Source organism: Methylocucumis oryzae (assembly GCF_000963695.1).
Taxonomy (GTDB): Bacteria; Pseudomonadota; Gammaproteobacteria; order Methylococcales; family Methylomonadaceae; genus Methylovulum; species Methylovulum oryzae.
This window is the reverse complement of sequence record NZ_LAJX01000087.1, coordinates 1-19,702: the sequence shown is the minus strand read 5'-3', so window position 1 is coordinate 19,702 and position 19,702 is coordinate 1. Positions and strand designations below refer to the sequence as shown.

The following is a 19,702-nucleotide window of genomic DNA, read 5'->3' as shown; positions in this document are numbered from 1 at the left end:
TCCTACCGAATGGCTCAAGGATACTTTGGAAAAATTACCGACTTGGCCCAACAGTCGTATTCGATGAGTTGCTGCCTTTTGCAACGGCAAATTCCGAGACAGTTAAGGATCAGAATGTCTTTTAGAAAACAACGTGGCTAGATTGAACGGTTACACTGTTTCCCTAACGGGGCTTGATAGTTTTATGTCAAGTGGGCCAGGAAGATATGCTAATGGCTATCAATCTGACCTTATTCGTAACTTTATGGGTGGTTTTATTATGCCGAATAATGGAACTGATCAAGAAATGACTCTTGATGCGTTGATAGCATCAATGGGTTACAAAAGATTTTTTGTGGTGTTACATCCGGCGTATGGAATGAACACTCCTGACTATGACTCTAGGAGTTATATTTATGGTCATGAGAGTTTTGCCATTGCCAAAGGCGCTAAATTTATTGTTAAAGCTGATGGAACACGATACATCGAAGACTACGCAATATTACCTGCAAATGAAGATTTTGATTATGTTACTCAGTCAGGTCAATGGCTTCAGCAGTGGGCTGATGGAACCTTTCTTGAAGATAAAATTGACCCTTCTGGTATTGGGAAAACAGTATTATTAAAATTTGATGATGATGTGAAAAACGCTTATGTGTCCACGCATAAAGTAATTTACATGGCATCTCAATTTGAACAAGATTATCGAAACAATAAAGACAGTAATGTTCCAGAAATCGTTGGACTGACTAACTTCACTTTAGGTACATATTCATTAACCCAAGATTTATTCGACAGCGGAGTTACCAAATTCCTTGATGCTGATGGCAAACCCATACTCTACGGCTCAGACCAGAACGATTCTATTACTGGTACGGAATCAAGAACCCACGTCGATATTGCTAAATTGGGCTTTTATGATGACTATATTGAAAATGGTATCCACTATATCGGCGGAGGCGGTAACGACCAATTAGTAGGAACTGAGTATAAGGACAAGCTTTTCGGCGGAGGCGATAACGACAAGCTAAACGGAGGAAAAGACAATGACACTCTAAAGGGTGGCGAAGGCAACGACATCCTCGAAGGTGGAGCAGAGGACGACAACTTGGATGGAGGCGAAGGCAGTGACGCCCTAGAAGGCGGCTCTGGCTATGACATCTACCAAGTTGGCACCGGCGACAGGATTATAGATACCGATGGTAAAGGCCATGTCTGGCAAGGCAGTATGCAATTTCGGGGTGGGGATTATGTCAGCCCAAACCTTTGGAAAGATAATCAAGGCAATACATACTCATTAATGGGCGATACTTTAATGATTTACGATCTTAAGGGAACGGGTATTATTATTTATCAATTCAAAAACCACGACCTAGAAATCGATTTAGCCGATCCGAAAGATAACGGTGGCGGCAGTGGTGGCTCTGATGGGTTTGGAGGCGGTACGACCGATTCATCGCCTATTGTGTTAGACCTAGACCGTAATGGCATTATTACAACCGACCTTAAAACCGGGACGTTCTTTGATCATGGCAACGACGGCTTTGCCGAACAAACCGGCTGGGTGAGTCCAAAAGATGGCTTGTTGGCGCTTGATAGGGATGGTAATGGCTTAATCGACAGCGGACGCGAGCTATTCGGTTCCAATACCTTACTCAACAACGGCCAAGCCGCTGCTAATGGCTATGAGGCATTAGCCGAGTTTGATAGCAACCACGATGGTAAAATCGATGTTCAAGATCCCGTTTATAGTCAATTAACGCTCTGGCAAGATCAAAATGGCGATGGTGAATCACAAGCTCATGAGCTACTTGGCTTGGCCCAAGCTTCAGTGCAAAGTATTGCCGTGACTTATCTGAGTAGCGGGTTAATTGATAATGGCAACGCCATTAAACAAATCAGCAGCTTTACGTGGAATGATGGCAGCAGCAACCAAACGGCGGATGTGTGGTTCAAAAGTAATGAATTTGAGACGATTCCAAAACTCCTTTTACCGGAAACACCTGACATAGCTGTATTACCTAATGTAACAGGGTTTCGCACGATCTATGACTTGCACCAAAGCATGTTGCGCGATGGTAGCGGCGAGCTACAAGCACTTGTGCAAGCTTTTGTTAATGCGCCAGCCGAAGCAAGGCGAGGACTAGTCGATACGATTATTTTCACTTGGTTAGGCGTAGATGATATAGCTATTAATAGTCGCGGCAGCAATATCGACGCAAGAGAACTAGCTGTATTAGAATTATTTGCGGGCAAGCCGTTTTATTCTACATTTTTTCATTCTAGTGATCCTGGACTCGGCGCAGGGTTGCGTTTAGAGGCGCTCTATACGCATATGGCGGATATCGTTTATCAGCAGTTGATGGACAGCTATTTCACTCCATTATTAAATGATGTTGTGTTCATGTGGAATGGCGATACACAACAATTCGATACGGACGTAACAGCAAACTTGGTGAGTGGATTGGCTTCGCTTTATAGCCAAGGCGAACCAGGTATTGCCAATATTAATGAATTTATCACTACCTTAAAAAATCATGGTGAATTAGGCGAACAAGCGCTGGTTAGCTTGCTGGCGTATAGCGATTTAAGTTATGAGCTCTATGTCTTGTTAGGAGCTAATCATCCTTATGCCGGTACACCTAACGATGACCGGCTATATGGCCGAGTTAACGCGGATAAAATGTATGGTCGGGAGGGTAATGATAAAATCGAAACCTATGCCGGTGATGATATGTTGATGGGTGGTACGGGTAATGACACCTTAGAAGGTGGCGAAGATGATGACACATTAATCGGTGGTGCGGACAACGATAGCTTATATGGCGGCGCAGGTAATGATGTTTACTGGTATAACTTAGGCGATGGTCAAGAGGTGATTTATGAGGCGGAGTCTCAAACCGATCAAGATATTATCCAGTTTGGCGTCACTATTAATAGCAGCGATCTTATCTGGAGCCGTAATAATAATGATTTAATCATTCGGTTTAAGCAAACTGTCAGCGATCAAATCACGCTTCAAGGATTTTTCAACTCTTCCAACCAAACGACATTTAACCGATTCCAGTTCGCTGATAATACCTTTTTAGACGCAACGACCATTAAAGCTCAGCTCTTAATCGGCGGCAGCGGTAATGAAAACCTAGAAGGTTATAACAACAGTAATGATGTATTAAGCGGTTTAGGTGGTAATGATACTTTATCGGGGCAAGGTGGTTCGGATACTTATATCTTCGAACCGGGCTGGGGCCAAGATAGTATTCTCAATTACGATTTAAGTGTTGGGAAAGTAGACAGAGTGCAGTTTGGTGTAGGGATTTCGCCTAGCGATATTCAGTTTAGTCGTAGTGATGATGAATTTGGCACCAGCAATGACTTAATACTGAGTCGAGTAGGCAGTACCGATACCATAACTCTACAAAAATACGGCAACGAAGGCCATTATACGCTGGAACTTATTCGATTTGCCGATGGCACGGAATGGGATGTTGCGTACATTAAACATCAATTGCTTGTACCGACGAATGGCAATGATAGTCTCCGAGGCTTTATTGCTGATGATGTCATCTATGGCTTGGCGGGCAGCGATACGTTAGGAGGCACCGATGGTAATGATGTGCTGTTCGGCGATCAAGGCGATGATGCGCTTTATGGTGACGGCTCAGGTTATCACGGCATAGGTAATCAAGTTTTTCTTAATGGCGGTGTCGGTAATGATTATCTAAGTTTTGAAATGATCCATTCTAATGGCAGCGAAGCAGCGGTATTGGTGGGCGGAAAAGGCAATGATCAATTCACTACAGTATCAAATTTCACATTTTATTTTGAACGCGGCGATGGTAGCGATGTAATCAACATTAAGCCGACATTCTATAGTTTAAAAAATAAGGACACGATTGTATTAGGGCCTGGTATTACTCCTAGTGATGTGCATGTGTGCCAAATAGGCGCAAAAGGCTTTTGGCTTGATTTAGGTGGCGGCGATCAAATTAAATGGCTTGAACAACAAAACAGCATCGTTGCATCAGTTGAACAGACGACACTACAACTTCTGTTTTCAGATGACACTTTATGGGATAGGGCAGAAATTATTAGGCATTTATCTATTTTTAGTAGCGCAGATGCAGATAATTTATACGGTACGGTCAATGCTGATGTGATTCACGCTAGTGATGGTGCGGATTATATCGATGGTATCGCTGGAAACGATTCCTTAAGCGGTGTAGCGGGTAACGATACTCTTTATGGAAATGAGGGAAACGACCAATTACTAGGTGATTCAGGTGATGATAGCTTATTCGGTGGTATGGGTGATGATACTCTCCGTGGTGGTGCTAATAACGATTATATTGACGGCAGCCTAGGCAATGACCTTATAGAGGGCGGTGTGGGCAATGATTATCTGTATGGCAGAAGCGGCAGCGATAGTTATCTATTTGGCCGTGGCTCAGGCCAAGATTCAATTGGGGATGCAAAAACGTAGCGATGCGATTGGAGGTGAAAATTTTAATCTGAGTGATACCGATGTCATTCGTTTAGCGTTATTACCTCATTAAATTGCATTAACTCGGGTTGTGTCTAGCTTAAAAATATCGGTTATAGGAGCAACTGATCAGATTATCGTTTCAAGTTGGTTTGACCAAGAAGATTTGAGCAATACGCTAGCACTAGAGTTTTCTGATGGCACGATCTGGAATACCGCGACCATCATGGCTTTATTGGGAACAGTGGCAGGCAGTAACCAAGAAGACCGTATTTATGGCTCGCCAGGCCCTGACAACTACAATGGCATGGCGGATAACGATGTTATTTATGGTAATGCAGGCAATGATACCTTAGAAGGCGGCGGTAATATTGACTGGGATCAGCTTCGCGGTGGACGCGGTGATGATACTTATGTTTTTGGCTATGGCTCGGGCAAAGTGAAAGTCTATGAAAACAGTATCGCTAGCCTCAATGCTACAGAGAGTGGTTATGATGTCATTCAATTTAAGTCGGGTGTTAGGCCACAAGATGTCACGTTGACGGCGGTATCGACTATGTTAGTGTTTAAAATAGCCGGGAGTCCCGCTGATACGTTAACGATTTATGGTCAGTTTGACTATGCCCGAGTTGAGCAAGCTAAATTTTCTGATGGTACGGTTTGGGATTTAACCAAAGCGGCTGCTAGCCCCACAGGCACGGCGAGTAGCGAGCTGTTAAGTGGTGGACTCTATGATGATGTGATTAACGGTTGGGGTGGTCGAGACACGATTAATGGTAACAATGGCTTTGACACCCTCGATGGCGGTGACGGCAATGATTCGTTAAATGGCGGCAGTGGTAATAACGTTTTACTAGGCGGCGCGGGCAATGATACGTTAAGCGGTGCTGATTCAGGGGTTGATATTTTAGATGGTGGTAGTGGTAATGATGTTATCAGTTGTTCCGGCAATGATATGATAGTGTTTGGTCACGGCTACGGCAACGATACGGTTAATCGCTATTACGAAGCTGATTGGACGATACGCTTTAATGCCGATGTATCGCCTGAGCAAGTACAACTAAGCATGGTTTACACCAATGGCCACTCAGACACGCTGAGTGCAGGTAATGCAGAAACGTTGCGTATTCGTTTAATAGATAGCCAAGAAACGATAGATATAAGCCTTTATAATCCGGAAAAACCAGGCGTGGTTAATAAACTTATCTTTGCAAATGGTCAAATTTGGGACGCGCAACAGATTATTGCCAACCTCATTGCTACGCCAACTACTGGTAGAGATATTTTGTATGGCAGTGCGAATAATGATGTGCTTAACGCTTTGGACAGCAACGATTTGGTTGTCGGTTTAGCCGGTAATGATAGCTTGCAAGGTGGCATCGGTAACGATTCGGTGCAAGGCAGTGATGGTGACGATACTATCGAGGGTAGCGCTGGCAGCGATTATCTGAGAGGCGGTAATGGTCATGATGTCTATGTGTTTGGACTAGGCGATGGCACCGATGTGATTGAAACTGATGACGCAAATACTGGTTTCGATACGATTAAGTTCGGTAGCGGCATCCGTCCAGATCAAGTTTTAGTCCTATCAAATGCTTGGCAATACAACGATTTTCGTTTAGTCATCAAGACCACCGACCATCAATTAACCGACGATCAGTTGATAATTAATGGTTGGAATTGGACAACACCTGAGTTCAATGAGCTTAAACGGGTTGAATTTAGTGACGGCACGATTTGGGATATTACTGATATATCTAATCGATATTGGCAACATTCAACGCATGGCGTTTATATCTCAGGCACCGATGGCAATGATAGTTTACCGGGTTTTGCGTCAGAAGATAGAGTTTTAGGTTTTGGTGGTAATGACTACTTATCAGGTGGTGATAATGATGATGAATTATTAGGCGCCGCTGGTAACGATACGCTAGACAGCGGTGCTGGTTTTGACATCCTGAACGGCGGTTTAGGTAATGATACCTACTTGTTTGGCCGAGGTTATGGCAAAGATTTACTGGTAGATTTTGACAGAATCAACGCTGGGCAGGATAAGATTATTTTCCAAGGCAGTATTACTCCTGACGATATTACCGTTACGCATGACGATGCGCATATTTTCATTACGCTTAATGCTACCGGTGACCAGTTAAAAATTAGATGGCAAGCCCATGCAGGTTATCGTATTGAAGCCATAGAATTTACTAATAGCGTGGTATGGGATGGCAATACTTTGGCTCAACAGGCGGGGTTAGTTGAAAGCTCAGCACCAGTTCAGTTAGCCACGTTAGCCGACCAGATATACACCGAATATGAGAATATTGCTTTTACCTTGCCTAATGTGTTTACCGACGCTGATGCAGGCGATGTTTTGACGTATTCAGCGACTTTACAAGATGGTTCACTGTTGCCAAATTGGTTAAGCTTTGACCCTGTTATGAAATCTTTCACGGGTTTAGCTAGCGAAGCCCAGCTAGGCCATCTGGCTATTCAACTGAATGTGATGGATAGCCAAGGCCATATCAATTTTGATGTTTTTGATTTATTGATTCAACCTAAGCCTGACTCGGTATTGAATGGCACAGCTGCGAATGACACATTAATCGCTGCTAGTGGTAATGATACGCTGAAGGGCTTCGAGAGTGATGATGTTTTAATAGGCGGCAAAGGTAATGATTACTTCATTGCCGCCAGTGGCAATGACTTGCTCACTGGCGGTGAGGGTAACGATACTTATTTTTTTGAACTGGGCTTTGGTCATGATCAGATTGAGAAGACTACTTATAGTCCAACGAATGCCGATATGATTGAGTTTGGCGCGAGTATTGCCGAAACTAGCGTTAGAGTTAAACTTTTTGACGATAGACTGCGTTTAAGCCTTGAGGGCAGTACAGACATTGTTGATATTGGCTACACTGAGTTAAGTACTCTTAATCTTGCTGGAATTAAGTTTTTTAATGGCACCGTTTGGGATTTAGATACTATTTTAGCGAAAGCTAAGGACGGTACTGAGGTCGATGACGTACTCATAGGTACACGCTTCGCTGATGTCTATCACGGTTTGGCTGGCAACGACAACATTCAAGGCCGCGATGGCAATGATAAGCTTTACGGTGATGAAGGCGATGATTGGCTATATGGGGAAGATGGAGACGATAAGCTGATAAGCGGTGTTGGCGCTGATGGGCTTAATGGTGGTACAGGAACTGATACTTATGTCATCGAAGCTAATTGGGGTGAAGATAGTATTTCTGACCCTGCAAATAATTTAGCCCCATTAGACATCATCGAATTTGCACCCAGCATTTCTGCATCAAGCATTCAGCTAGCTAAATACGCAAATACCGATTTAGTGTTACGGCTAAATGGCACGTTTAATACGCTAAGAATCAGCAACTTTTTCACTGCTAGTAACTGTGTTAAAGAAGTCCGTTTTGCTGATGGTACGACTTGGAATGTTGCTTTCATCACTAACTGGGTAAGCAACATTGACCTTAACGTCTCTCAAACATTAATAGGATTTTCTTATGCCGATACCTTAACGGGATTCATGGGCAATGATACGCTTTATGGTTTAGGCGGCGATGACATACTTTATGGTGGACAAGGCGACGATGACCTAGATGGTGGCGTAGGCATTGATGCTATGTTGGGTGAGTTAGGCAATGATCACTACGTTGTTGATAACATTTATGAATTCGTTATTGAAAATGCTGACGAAGGTACAGATTTAGTTTTGTCTAGCATTACTTTTACGCTCCCTGCTAATGTTGAACAGTTAACGTTAGTCGGCAGTAGCGCGCTTAATGCTACGGGTAATTCACTCGATAATGTGTTAACGGGTAATGCCGGTGCCAATAAATTAACTGGCGGTATGGGTAACGACAGCTATTATGTGAGTACCGGCGACACGGTCGTTGAGGCAAGCAGCGCAGGTACAGACACGGTGTTGGCTGACATTAGTTACACATTAAGCAGCAATGTTGAAAACCTAATTTTAACGGGAGCAGCCGCGCTCACTGCTGTTGGTAATACCCAAAACAATAGCTTAACCGGTAATAGCGCGGCGAATACGTTAAATGGCAGCAGTGGTGCCGATACCTTAATTGGTTTGCAGGGCAATGATACTTATATCGTTGATAATGCGTTAGATGTGGTTAAGGAAAATCTTAATGAAGGTAGCGACTTGATTCAGGCTAGCGTGACCTATACCTTACCGGCGCAGGTCGAGAATCTAACGTTAACCGGCTCTAGTGCTATTAACGGTGTGGGAAATACGCTCAATAATGTGCTAACAGGTAACAGCGGCTCAAATATCTTAACAGGTAGTACCGGTGATGATATTTATACGATAGCCAGCGGCGACACGGTAGTCGAAGCCATTGGTGAAGGTATTGATACGGTGCAATCAACAATAAGTTATACGCTAACCAATAATGTTGAGAAGTTAATTTTAAACGGAACATCAGCGATTAATGCCACGGGTAATGGGTTAGACAACACGCTAACTGGCAATAGCGCAGCGAACAGTTTAGCCGGTGGTTTAGGTAATGATGTATTAACCGGCGGCAGTGGTGCGGATCATTTTATTTTTAATACCGCGCTCAATGCGACGACGAATAAAGACGTTATCATGGATTTTAATGTTGTTGATGATACCATTCGATTGGAAAATGCCATCATGACAAAGTTGGCGACAACCGGTACGCTCGCAGCGGGACGGTTTGTGGCTAATACTGGTGCTGTGGCGCTCGATGCCGATGATTATGTGCTTTATGATACCAGTAACGGTAACCTGTTTTTTGATGCGGACGGTAATGGGGTGGGGTTAAAAATCGCGGTTGCCGTGTTGACCGGCATACCTGCATTAACCTCGGCGGATTTTGTTGTGATTTAATTCGCTATCAGGAGTATCAGGTTTCGCATAAAAAACCGGCCTAGAGCCGGTTTTTTTATAGTTGATTATTCCCAGCAAATACAGCATAACTCATTGGAAAAATTAATAGGCCAACTATCTAACCATGAACAACTACAACATCACCCAAAACATCAGCAAGATTCGCCGTGATTATAATGCTTGGGTGGCTAATGAAACCTTAGAAGATTATGCCTTACGGTTTGCGCCTAGAAGCTTTCGCAAATGGTCGGCGTTTCAAGTAGCCAATACGGCGTTTGGCTCAACGTCGTTTTTAGTTTTAGAGGCGATAGGTGGCTTTTTATCGATTAATTATGGTTTTACCAATACTTGTTATGCCATTTTAATTGTCGGTTTAATTATTTTTATCACCAGTTTTCCGATTAGTTATTACGCCGCGAAATACAATATCGATATTGACTTATTAACGCGTAGCGCTGGTTTTGGTTATATTGGCTCAACGCTGACATCATTAATCTACGCATCGTTTACCTTTACGCTGTTTGCGTTAGAAGCGTCAATCATGTCGTTAGCGCTGGAGTTGTATTTTCATATTCCGCTTGCTTGGGCGCATGTGGTCAGTGCGGTGATGGTGATTCCGTTGGTTACCTTCGGTATTACCACGATTAGCCGTATGCAGTTATGGACGCAGCCAATTTGGTTGCTGTTACTTATCGCGCCGTATATCGCGGTTCTGCTGAATGAGCCAGAAGCGTTATTAACAATGCATGCGTATTTTGCGATTGTCAGCAGTGGACAAGGTTTCGATTGGTTGTTGTTTGGCAGCGCGAGTACCGTTGCATTCTCGATGGTGGCGCAGATTGGCGAACAAGTGGATTTTTTACGCTTTATGCCTGAGCAAACGAAAAAAAAACCGCTGGCGCTGGTGGTTGGCAACGATAAGTGCCGGGCCGGGCTGGATTGTGTTCGGTATGTTACGGCAATTAGGCGGGGCGTTATTAGCGCATTTAGCGTTACGCCACGGTATTGCGTCTGAACATGCGCATGAGCCGACCCAGATGTATTTAATCGCTTACAATGAGTTATTAAACAATCCGCAATGGGCATTAGCCGTTACGACCTTATTCGTTGTACTGAGTCAGCTTAAAATCAACGTCACCAATGCTTATGCGGGTTCGTTAGCGTGGTCGAACTTTTTTTTCTCGCATTACCCATAGCCACCCAGGGCGGGTAATTTGGTTGTGGTTTAACGTGCTCATCGCGCTACTACTGATGGAGTTCGGCGTTTTTTAACGCGTTGGAAAAAAGTATTAGGCTTGTTTTCCAATGTGTCTATCGCTTGGATTAGCGCCGTTGCTGCTGAATTAGCGATTAACAAGCCGTTAGGGTTAAGTCCGAAATTAATCGAGTTTAAAACGCGGTTATTTGCCTGATTTAAATCCTGTCGGCTTAGTGTCTACGTCGACGGCATCCATCGTGTCTATCTTGGCTTATACCGGGTTATTCGGTGCATACGCTCAAGCGTTCTCAGGCTTTATTGCGTTGCTTATTGCCTTTATCTTAGTGCCAGTTATTGCCTATTTTGCCGGTCATAAGCATTACTTAGCGCGTGACCGTAATGAGAAAAACCGCGCCGCACGTAATCGTTGCTCTATTTGCGAAAACGAGTTTGAGCATGAAGATATTGCCTATTGCCCAGCGTATAACGGCAGTATTTGCTCTTTATGTTGCACCTTAGACGCTAGGTGTCGAGATGCTTGTAAACCAGGTGCGCGGGTGGATGATTATTTAGAAAAGGCCGCAAGGTGGTTGCCATTTAATATGTCGGTGACATTACGTCTGCGGTTGATTCGCTTTGGTTTGTTGTTTTTGTTTTTATCAGCGTTAACGGGGATTTTTACCGGGATTATTTATTACCAAGATTTGATTGCCGCGCGGCATTATTTACCTGCGTTTAATTTACTGGTCGTCAATTATGTCAAAATTTTTGCCGCGCTGATGGTGTTTATAGGTTTATGTACTTGGTGGATGATTTTAAATGATGAATGCCGCCGTGTTGCCCATGAGGAAACCGCTAGGCAAACCCAGTTATTGTTAATGGAAATCGACGAGCATAAAAAAACCGACGCTAAACTGGCTGAGGCATTAAAAATGGCTGATAACGCCAATACTGCTAAAAGTCGTTTTTTAAGCAATATGAGCCATGAAATGCGTACGCCTCTAAATAGCATTATTGGGTATTCATATATTTTGCATAAAGACCCTGCCGTGCCTGAACATCGAAAGCAAGCAGTAGAGACGTTAAAACGCAGTAGCGAGCATTTATCGGCGCTGATTGAGGATATTTTGGATATTGCGCGTATAGAAGCGCGTAAATTTGAAATCACTTATGATGCGATTAAGTTTCATGAGTTTATTGAATATATTGTTAGAGTCTATAAAGCTCAGGCTGAAGACAAAGGCTTGTCGTTTCGTTGTCAGATTTTAAATATGTTGCCGCAACGGGTGCGCGGCGATGAAAAGCGGGTCGGTCAGATTCTGATTAATTTATTAAGCAACGCAGTTAAGTTTACCCAGACTGGTGAAGTTCGCATTGGCATTGGCTATAGCGCGGGAGTGGCATCGTTTCAAATCGCCGATACCGGCATAGGTATCGATGCTGAGCATTTAGAAACGATATTCCAGCCGTTTACTCGTTTAAACAAGTCTACTGGTAATGCCGCGTCAGGCAGTGGTTTAGGCTTAACGATTAGTAAAATCTTAGCTGAGATTATGGGGGGCGAGTTAACCGTTAGCAGTACGCCAGGGCAGGGAACTACGTTTAGCTTGCGTTTGTTTTTGCCTAATTTAGGCACGGTGTCAGAACCTGATATTAATGAAGTCATTACCGGTTATCGTGGCTTGCGTAAAAAAATTCTTGTTGTCGATGATCAACCTGAGCATCGCGATGTGATTATTACCATATTAGAGCCATTAGGTTTTAAGATGCTAGAAGCCGCTAGCGGTGAAGATTGCCTAGTTATTGCTAAAGATTTTAAGCCTGATTTAATTTTAATGGACTTAGGTTTGCCGGGTATTGATGGTGCTGAAACTGCCGTGCAATTACGGCACGCTAAGCTAACGATGCCGATTATTGTGTTAAGCGCTAATGCGTATGCCAGTGACCGTTTAATCGCGATTAATGCGGGTTGTAATGATTTTCTGGCTAAACCTATTCATGTTCAAAATCTACTGAACAAATTAAAGCTGCATTTAGCGTTAACCTGGTTACTCGCCAATGAAGAACCTGATAATACCTTAGCCGAAAGCGAGCCGTTATTATTGCCACCCGATGATATTATCAAAAGCCTTACTCAGCTTGCTCGTATTGGTGATTTATTAGGGCTTAATAAGCAACTGGATGAACTTATTAAACACCAGCCGCAATACCAACCGTTAGCACAACGGGTTAAAGCCTTAGCATCAGAGTTTAGAATTGCTGAAATTAAGAAATTGTTGACGGTAACGGCGGGGTAGATAGGTTGTTCGCGAAATCCTGTGCGTTAGCATGAGCTGTTAATCTGGATAGAAGGAATCATCTGTAATCTGAACTAAGTTCCAAGGGCATTCGACCGGAAATATAGATGTGTCGTAGTCAGTTTCCTGGGCGGCCTTCAGTACAGCGATTTGATAAGCATCTACCAAGCATTGAGCGAATTTCGGATTAAGACCAGGATTCTCGCGTAACGTCTTGGAAAAGTTAATGCGCTGAGTCTTTATAGTCAATTGCCAGCTCCTACTGCGTCGTTGCGGTTGGTATTTCCATTTCAACAGGTGCATAAGCAAAACGGTTAAACTGCTCTCTAAAGCCCGTTTTTCGCTTCTACCCATCGATTCAATTTCCTCAATCAAGTTGTCAATATCCAAGTCGTTTAAAACGCCGTGCTCTCAACAACGCAGCTTGTTCTTGCGTCCAGCCGTAAAAATCGTGTTCATAATGAATCATATCTACCCCTGGTTAGCTCTATGATAACAAGTTCATTATACGCGATGATAACGCCAACAAGGTATTACTCCGGAAGTGCCAATACTACGAGTTTTCATCGCTCCCACGCTCTAGCGTGGGAGCGTAGCTAGGACGCTCTGCGTCTTGTTTCACACCGCCAGAGCGGTTGCAGCGCGTTCCCACGCAGAGCGTGGGAACGATGAAAGTTCAGATGGAATGCAGAGCGTTCTATCTTAATGGGGTCTAATGGTTATTTGCCGCAGTATTTTGCCACGGATGAATGATTTCATAGCCGATTGAGTCCCAAAATTCACAGTTGGTTCGGTAAGGGTCTTGTTCAACCGATAAGGTTTCTGTGTTTAACGCTAAATACGCTTTATTGTGTGCGGTAAACGCAGGCCAGTTAATGAGTGCAGGGCTTTTTAGTTGCGCATTCGGCGTTAAATATTTGGCAAAGTTCGTCCAGTATTCAATGATTTGGTTGGACAATACTTGCTCTTGTTCGGTGAAGTGAAAGCCTTTGTTGTTAGCGCTATGGAACACAAAGGGGAGTTCGGCGGCATGACAAACATTATCGTTTTCAGCACAGGCGGGTAAACCTAAAAAATTAACCGACGGTTGATGGTTGAATAAATAAACGTATGTTGGAGCGGTCATGTGCGAGGCAAGATAACGGGTGCTGCATAATAAGAAATTGTCGGTTTGTACCGTTGCCCATACTGTTTGATTACCGCTATCAAATTGCGCTGGATAGCGTTCAATGACGCGTTGAAATGACAGTCCATATAAATTTGCCGCCCACGCTGAATACCACGCCGGGGTAATTGTTTGGTTGCCCACTAATAATACGGCTTCATCTTTATTAGTCCCTATGAGTATCGGTTTATGGTTATGTTGTTGGCTGCTAGGACTGGTTGGTTGGCGTGTTAGTAGCTTGCCATCAATAACAGGGCTAAACGGTAGATAAAACTTAGCACCGGTAAAGACCGTGCTCATTTGTGGCGTAAATTGAGATTCCGCATTTAATAATGTCGCAACATCGGTGTTTTGCAAACAGGCTAAATCAGGGCAATTAAGCCCTTGTTTAAATTGGTTGCCGACATTGATTTGGTCAGTTAGGGTTTTGTACGGTAAGCCTAAGAAATTACTTTCCATAATAGCCGCTCTAAATAAATGTTGGCTATTCGGTGCTGAGAACACATGTAAACCCACTGACATTGCGCCTGCACTCTCGCCGAATAGCGTGACTTTATCAGTATCGCCACCGAAGCTTGCGATATTATGCTGTACCCATTCTAAAGCGAGTTGTTGGTCCATAAAGCCATAATTGCCGGTTAAACCATCGGCCGCTAAAAAACCTAAGACACCGATACGGTAATTAAAACTAACGACAATAACATCTGTTAAGGCCGAGATATAGGCACCGTCATAGAGCGGGTCTGAGCTATAACCCGTGCTAAATGCTCCGCCGTAAATAAAGACCATGACCGGCAGTTTGGTTTGTGGATTTGCTGATTTTGGCGTCCATATATTTATTGATAAACACTCCTCGCTTTGGCTAAGTTGATTACTTGCGCCGAGTTGTGGACAAATCGGACCAAATTCCGTTGCTTGATAGATGTTGCTCCACGGCGATTTTGCTATCGGTGCGCGCCATCTATTGTTACCAGCGGTACTTTCAGCATATGGTATCCCTAGAAAGGCGTTAGCTTGTTTATTGGGGGCAGGGGACTGTGTCACACCACACACAGCGCCAGCAGGGCTGTTAATCGTTTCGCTGTTACACGCAGGATTGTCTGAACTTAACGCATCTAATGTGTGAATAAGCGTTGAAAAGATTATTAAAAACCTAAATGTTAATCTCGAAAATAATGTTGGCATAAGGTATTAATCAGGGTAGTTCTAAGAGTAAGCGTTTATTTTATGCCTATTATGCTGTGTTGTTATAAATTAATCGACAATATAAGAATAGTTTAAGCACTTTAAATGTGATTAATTTTGCATTATTTTGTAATAACTCATCTAAAATTGAACGAGTTTGAATTATCTTTATAGCAAGTTTGTAATCTTATATTTCCGAGTATACTCTAGGCTATTTATTATCATGCAGAAAAGCGCTATGACCCATGCTAGACGCCCTACTATCTTAGTTGTTGATGACACGCCGGAAAATATTAGCGTATTAGGTGAATTACTACAGCCATTTTATAGCGTAAGGGTCGCGACTAATGGGCAGCGAGCATTAGTGACAGCGGCATCGGAGCCTTGCCCTGACTTAATCTTACTCGATGTTATGATGCCTGAGATGGATGGCTATACGGTACTCACCAAGCTTAGGGAAAATCCTAAAACAGCCGATATTCCAGTTATTTTTGTGACTGCGCTTGATGCGACGGATGAGGAAACTAAAGGCTTAGAATTAGGTGCAGCCGACTATATTTCTAAACCGTTACGGCCCTCGGTCGTGTTAGCCAGAGTGAGTGTTCAAGTCGAGTTAAAACAGGCTCGCGACCGGTTACGCAATCAAAATGCCTGGTTAGAAGCCGAAGTTGCAAGACGCATGGCGGAAAATCAACAAATTCAAGATGTCAGCATCCGTGCGCTAGCCAACATAGCAGAAACCCGAGATAACGAAACAGGTTGCCATATTTTGCGCACTCAAGGCTATGTTAATGTGTTGTGCCAAGAATTAGCCAAAGCTGAATATGCTGACGAGTTAAATGCAGCATCTATCGAATTAATTACTAAAGCCGCACCTCTACACGATATTGGCAAAGTCGGTATTCCAGATAATATCTTGTTAAAACCGGGTAAGTTAACCAGTGACGAATGGGCGATTATGAAAACGCACCCACAATTGGGTGCTGAAGCTATTCATCGAGCGATTCAAGACAAGCCTAATCAGTCCGTGTTTGAATTCTTACGGGTTGTTATGTCTATTGCTCATTATCATCATGAGAAATGGGATGGTAGTGGCTATCCTGATGGATTAGTTGGTGTGGCTATTCCTATTCCTGCTAGAGTCATGGCATTGGCCGATGTATTTGATGCATTAATTAACCGGCGCTGTTATAAAGAAGCTATGTCTTATGATGAGGCCACACGCATTATTGTTGAAGGCAGTGGCAAACATTTCGACCCTAACGTAGTCAATGCATTTATTCGTTGTAAACATCAATTTATTGAAGTCGCAGAGAATTTCAAGGATGTCCCGGACTAGTGGTTATGACTATGCCTTTACCTGTAAAACCAATAACGCTGTTAGCTGTCATCCTAGGTTACTTTTTATTAGCTAAAGTATCAATCTACTGCTTTGCACCCGATGAAAAATTGTGTATTTACTTGTTTGCCAGTGGCGCGGGTTTAGCAGCTATTCTTAAAGGTGGTTATCGTTTTGCCCCAGCGATCTTTATTCCTGCCTTAGTGTTAGCTTTATGGCAGGGACACTCGGTGTCTGTAGCCGCATTAATAGCGTTAAGCAGCACATTAAGCGCTTGTTTAGGCGCTAGACTCTTATGTTCGTGTCCAAGATTTTCACTGTCGCTATCTCATTTAAGCGAATTTTTACGCTTAATCGTGTTAGGGGGAGTAGTAGCGGGTATTCCAGATGCCCTAGTTAATACCGGTATTTTTTATTTCTATCATTCAGTTGATAGTAAACATATCGCATTAATCGGTTTGCATTGGTGGCTAGGGCATATTTTAGGCATCATTATTATCACGCCTATGCTATTGGTTTGGAGCGGTTCAGGTCACGATAATAGGCATTCTGCTCGAATTATAGAAACCGGATTAGTCATCGTGTTAAGTATTCTCGCTGGACTCTCGGTGTTTTTACATTGGTTTGGCGATGCGAGTAGTTATTTGTTGTTTTTATTGGTGAGTTGGGCGGCTGTGCGCAGCGGTAGTCGAGTGACTACATTAGTCTTAACAATATTATGCTTACAAGGTTTAGTGAGTTTGACTGAGCGTAATGTATGGCTTCCCGAACACTATAATGATTGGGTTGAATTAGATTTTTTGTTTTTGATGCTGGCATTGTCGTTAGTGGGTATGGCGTTATCGTGCTATATAACCCAATTACAACAGGCTATGCGAGAGTTAGCGGAACAAGGCTTATTTTTGAAAACATTGCTAAATACCATGCCTGATAAGGTGTGGGTTAAATCCCCTGACGGTGTTTATTTACATTGCAATGCACGCTTTGAGGCTCTGTATGGCGCAAAAGAAGAGGCTATTTTAGGTAAAACAGACTTTGATTTTGTAACGCCTGAGCTAGCGAATTTTTTTTCGGCGTAATGATTTAAACGCTATTGTCGAGGGTAAACCGACCAGTAACGAAGAGTGGTTAACCGACGTTGTTGATAACCATAGCGCGTTGTATCAAACGATTAAATCGCCAGTGGTTATGCCTGATGGTACTCTAGTCGGGGTTTTAGGCGTTGCCAGAGATATTACCCAACTGAGGCAGACACAAGTTGCTTTGAATAAACGTATTCGTGAGCAAAAGTGTTTAAACCTTATTTTTCAGGCAACCGAAGAATTAGATTTACCGTTATTAACGGTATTAAAAAGGTTAGCTGATATAGTGCCTTTAGGCATGAGCGATGAAGAACACACTGATGTTTGCATCGTTGTCAACGATTTGCGTTACGAAACCCGCCATTTTAGCCAAAGTAATAGCCCTGTATTATCTGCACCGATTGTGATTAATCAACAACCGATAGGACTGCTTCAGGTGACTTATCGGTTGGGATTGCCTTTTGAGCAAGAAGACGCTGATTTGCCTGAAGAACGCATTTTGCTGACTGCGATAGCCGAGCGTTTAGCCAGTATGATTGCTAGACGCCAATTGGCAGAACAGGCACATAGGCGTGAGAAAATTTTTCAGACTATCGCTACGCGCTCGTCTGATGCTTTTTTATTATCACGTTATGATGATATGAGCTTGATTGAATTTAATGATGCCGCGTGCTTAGGCTTAGGTTATAGCCGGGAAGAGTTTGCCGCATTGTCGGTGGGTGATTTTCAAATAGATTGTGATGTGATTAACGCTAAAAATCAGCTATTACTAAGAGAAGAGGCAACCGAATTTGAGACGATACATAGGCATAAAGACGGCAGTTTTCGCAATGTTAATGTGCGCTTAAAGCTTATTGAATTAGATAATGTGTTATTTATTGTTGCTATATGGACCGACATTACTGAGCGAATACAACAGCAATTACAATTACAACAAAGTGAAGCGAAGTTACGGCGTGCCCAGGCCGTGAGCGAAACAGGTAGCTGGTATATCAATATTATCACCGGTGAGCTGGAATGGTCAGAGGAGGCGTATCGATTATTTGGTTTACCCACAGCGCAAGCAGTGACATTGGAATTGTTTTTCAGCTATGTGTTTCCCGAAGACCGTGAGTTAGTTAAGACGGCTTGGCATGACGCAATATTTAATGATGGCACTTATGATATAGAACATAGAATTATCGTTAATGGCTTATTGTATTGGGTGCGCGAGCGCGCTGAAATAGTACGAGATAGCCAGGGCGTTGCCGTTGAAGGTTTAGGGACAGTACAAAATATTACCGAGCGCAAATGTTTTCTTGAACAGTTAAGAACAGAACGTCAGCGGTTAAATGATATTATTGAGGCAACTCATGCAGGAACTTGGGAATGGAATCTAATTAACGGCGAAACGCATTTTAATGAGCGTTGGGCCGAAATTTTTGGTTATGAACTCAGCGAGTTAGAGCCTTTTACTATTGCTGCTTGGGAAAAATTCGTCCATCCCGATGATTTAATTCAAAGTAATTTAAAGCTGCAACACCATTTAGCCGGTGATAGCGATTATTACGAATGCGATGTACGCATGAAGCATAAGAAAGGCTATTGGGTTTGGATTGCTGATCGGGGAAGGGTTACACGCTATACCGACGATGGCAAGCCTATGATTATTAGCGGGACGCATTTAGATATTACCGAAAGGCGCGAAGCTGAGATTCGCATACGCAATAGCGAAGAGCGTTTACGGGTATTATTCGAGCAAACCAAAGAAGCGACGACCATCTTAAAGAATGGCATTATCATTGAAGCCAATCGCTCCGCACAATCTCTATTACACGTCGATAAACGAGAGCAGTTAATCGGTATGTCGCCGGTAGAATTATCACCACTCTACCAACCTGACGGCACTTTATCGGCCGTTAAAGCCCAACAGATGATTAATATGGCTATTGAGAATGGTAGCCATCAATTTGAATGGATGCATGTGCGAGTTGATGGTGAGTCGTTTTGGGCTGAGATTTCTCTGACGGCTATCAACCAAAAAAATGAGAGACTTATTCACGCAGTATGGCGCGATATTACTGAGAAAAAGCGTGCT

Annotated in this window: 11 protein-coding genes and 1 pseudogene; 9 read left to right on the top strand and 3 right to left on the bottom strand. The window is 43.2% G+C overall.

What is annotated here, in order from left to right; genetic code table 11:
- The 6 genes and pseudogenes from VZ94_RS33195 to VZ94_RS31875 form a co-directional block, all read left to right on the top strand.
- Positions 1–125: pseudogene (locus VZ94_RS33195) on the top strand (transposase domain-containing protein); the annotation flags it as partial.
- 119 nt (positions 126–244) lie between these two features.
- Positions 245–4,462, top strand: coding sequence for a calcium-binding protein (locus VZ94_RS08975; RefSeq protein ID WP_045778970.1), 4,218 nt, complete (start codon positions 245–247; stop codon positions 4,460–4,462).
- Between the two features lie 91 nt (positions 4,463–4,553).
- The gene (locus tag VZ94_RS30530; RefSeq protein ID WP_045778969.1) at positions 4,554–9,359 is read left to right on the top strand and encodes a calcium-binding protein; all 4,806 of its coding nucleotides are present in this window, start codon (positions 4,554–4,556) and stop codon (positions 9,357–9,359) included.
- A 124-nt stretch (positions 9,360–9,483) separates the two neighbouring features.
- Positions 9,484–10,374, top strand: a complete 891-nt coding sequence (locus VZ94_RS31885; protein WP_338040320.1) for a purine-cytosine permease family protein — start codon at positions 9,484–9,486, stop codon at positions 10,372–10,374.
- Entirely contained in the window at positions 10,310–10,555 is a 246-nt protein-coding gene (locus VZ94_RS31880) for a hypothetical protein (RefSeq protein ID WP_338040319.1), read from the top strand. The genes VZ94_RS31885 and VZ94_RS31880 overlap by 65 nt, the downstream gene beginning before the upstream one ends.
- Before the next feature lie 208 nt (positions 10,556–10,763).
- Positions 10,764–12,854: an ATP-binding response regulator gene (locus VZ94_RS31875; protein WP_338040318.1), complete on the top strand. Its 2,091-nt coding sequence runs from the start codon at positions 10,764–10,766 to the stop codon at positions 12,852–12,854.
- Positions 12,855–12,893: 39 nt separating this feature from the next.
- Here VZ94_RS31875 and VZ94_RS08960 read toward each other — a convergent pair whose 3' ends face one another.
- From VZ94_RS08960 to VZ94_RS08955, 3 genes are all read right to left on the bottom strand, one after another.
- A complete protein-coding gene (locus VZ94_RS08960) occupies positions 12,894–13,244 on the bottom strand; it encodes a DUF29 domain-containing protein (protein ID WP_275575188.1) in 351 nt (116 codons plus the stop codon).
- A complete protein-coding gene (locus VZ94_RS30525) occupies positions 13,234–13,323 on the bottom strand; it encodes a DUF29 family protein (RefSeq protein WP_275575187.1) in 90 nt (29 codons plus the stop codon). Before VZ94_RS30525 ends, VZ94_RS08960 begins: the two co-directional genes overlap by 11 nt.
- A gap of 243 nt (positions 13,324–13,566) precedes the next feature.
- Positions 13,567–15,204 carry a carboxylesterase/lipase family protein gene (locus VZ94_RS08955; protein ID WP_045778968.1) on the bottom strand — a complete coding sequence of 546 codons (1,638 nt, stop codon included), beginning with the start codon at positions 15,202–15,204 and terminating at the stop codon, positions 13,567–13,569.
- 223 nt (positions 15,205–15,427) lie between these two features.
- On the opposite strand from VZ94_RS08955, the gene VZ94_RS08950 reads away from it, so the two are divergent.
- The 3 genes from VZ94_RS08950 to VZ94_RS08940 all read left to right on the top strand — a co-directional run.
- Positions 15,428–16,543, top strand: a complete 1,116-nt coding sequence (locus VZ94_RS08950; protein WP_045778967.1) for a response regulator — start codon at positions 15,428–15,430, stop codon at positions 16,541–16,543.
- A gap of 11 nt (positions 16,544–16,554) precedes the next feature.
- Positions 16,555–17,622: an MASE1 domain-containing protein gene (locus tag VZ94_RS08945; RefSeq protein ID WP_192828613.1), complete on the top strand. Its 1,068-nt coding sequence runs from the start codon at positions 16,555–16,557 to the stop codon at positions 17,620–17,622.
- Between the two features lie 109 nt (positions 17,623–17,731).
- The coding region (locus VZ94_RS08940) for a PAS domain-containing protein (protein ID WP_131655514.1) at positions 17,732–19,702 on the top strand (1,971 nt) is incomplete at its 3' end.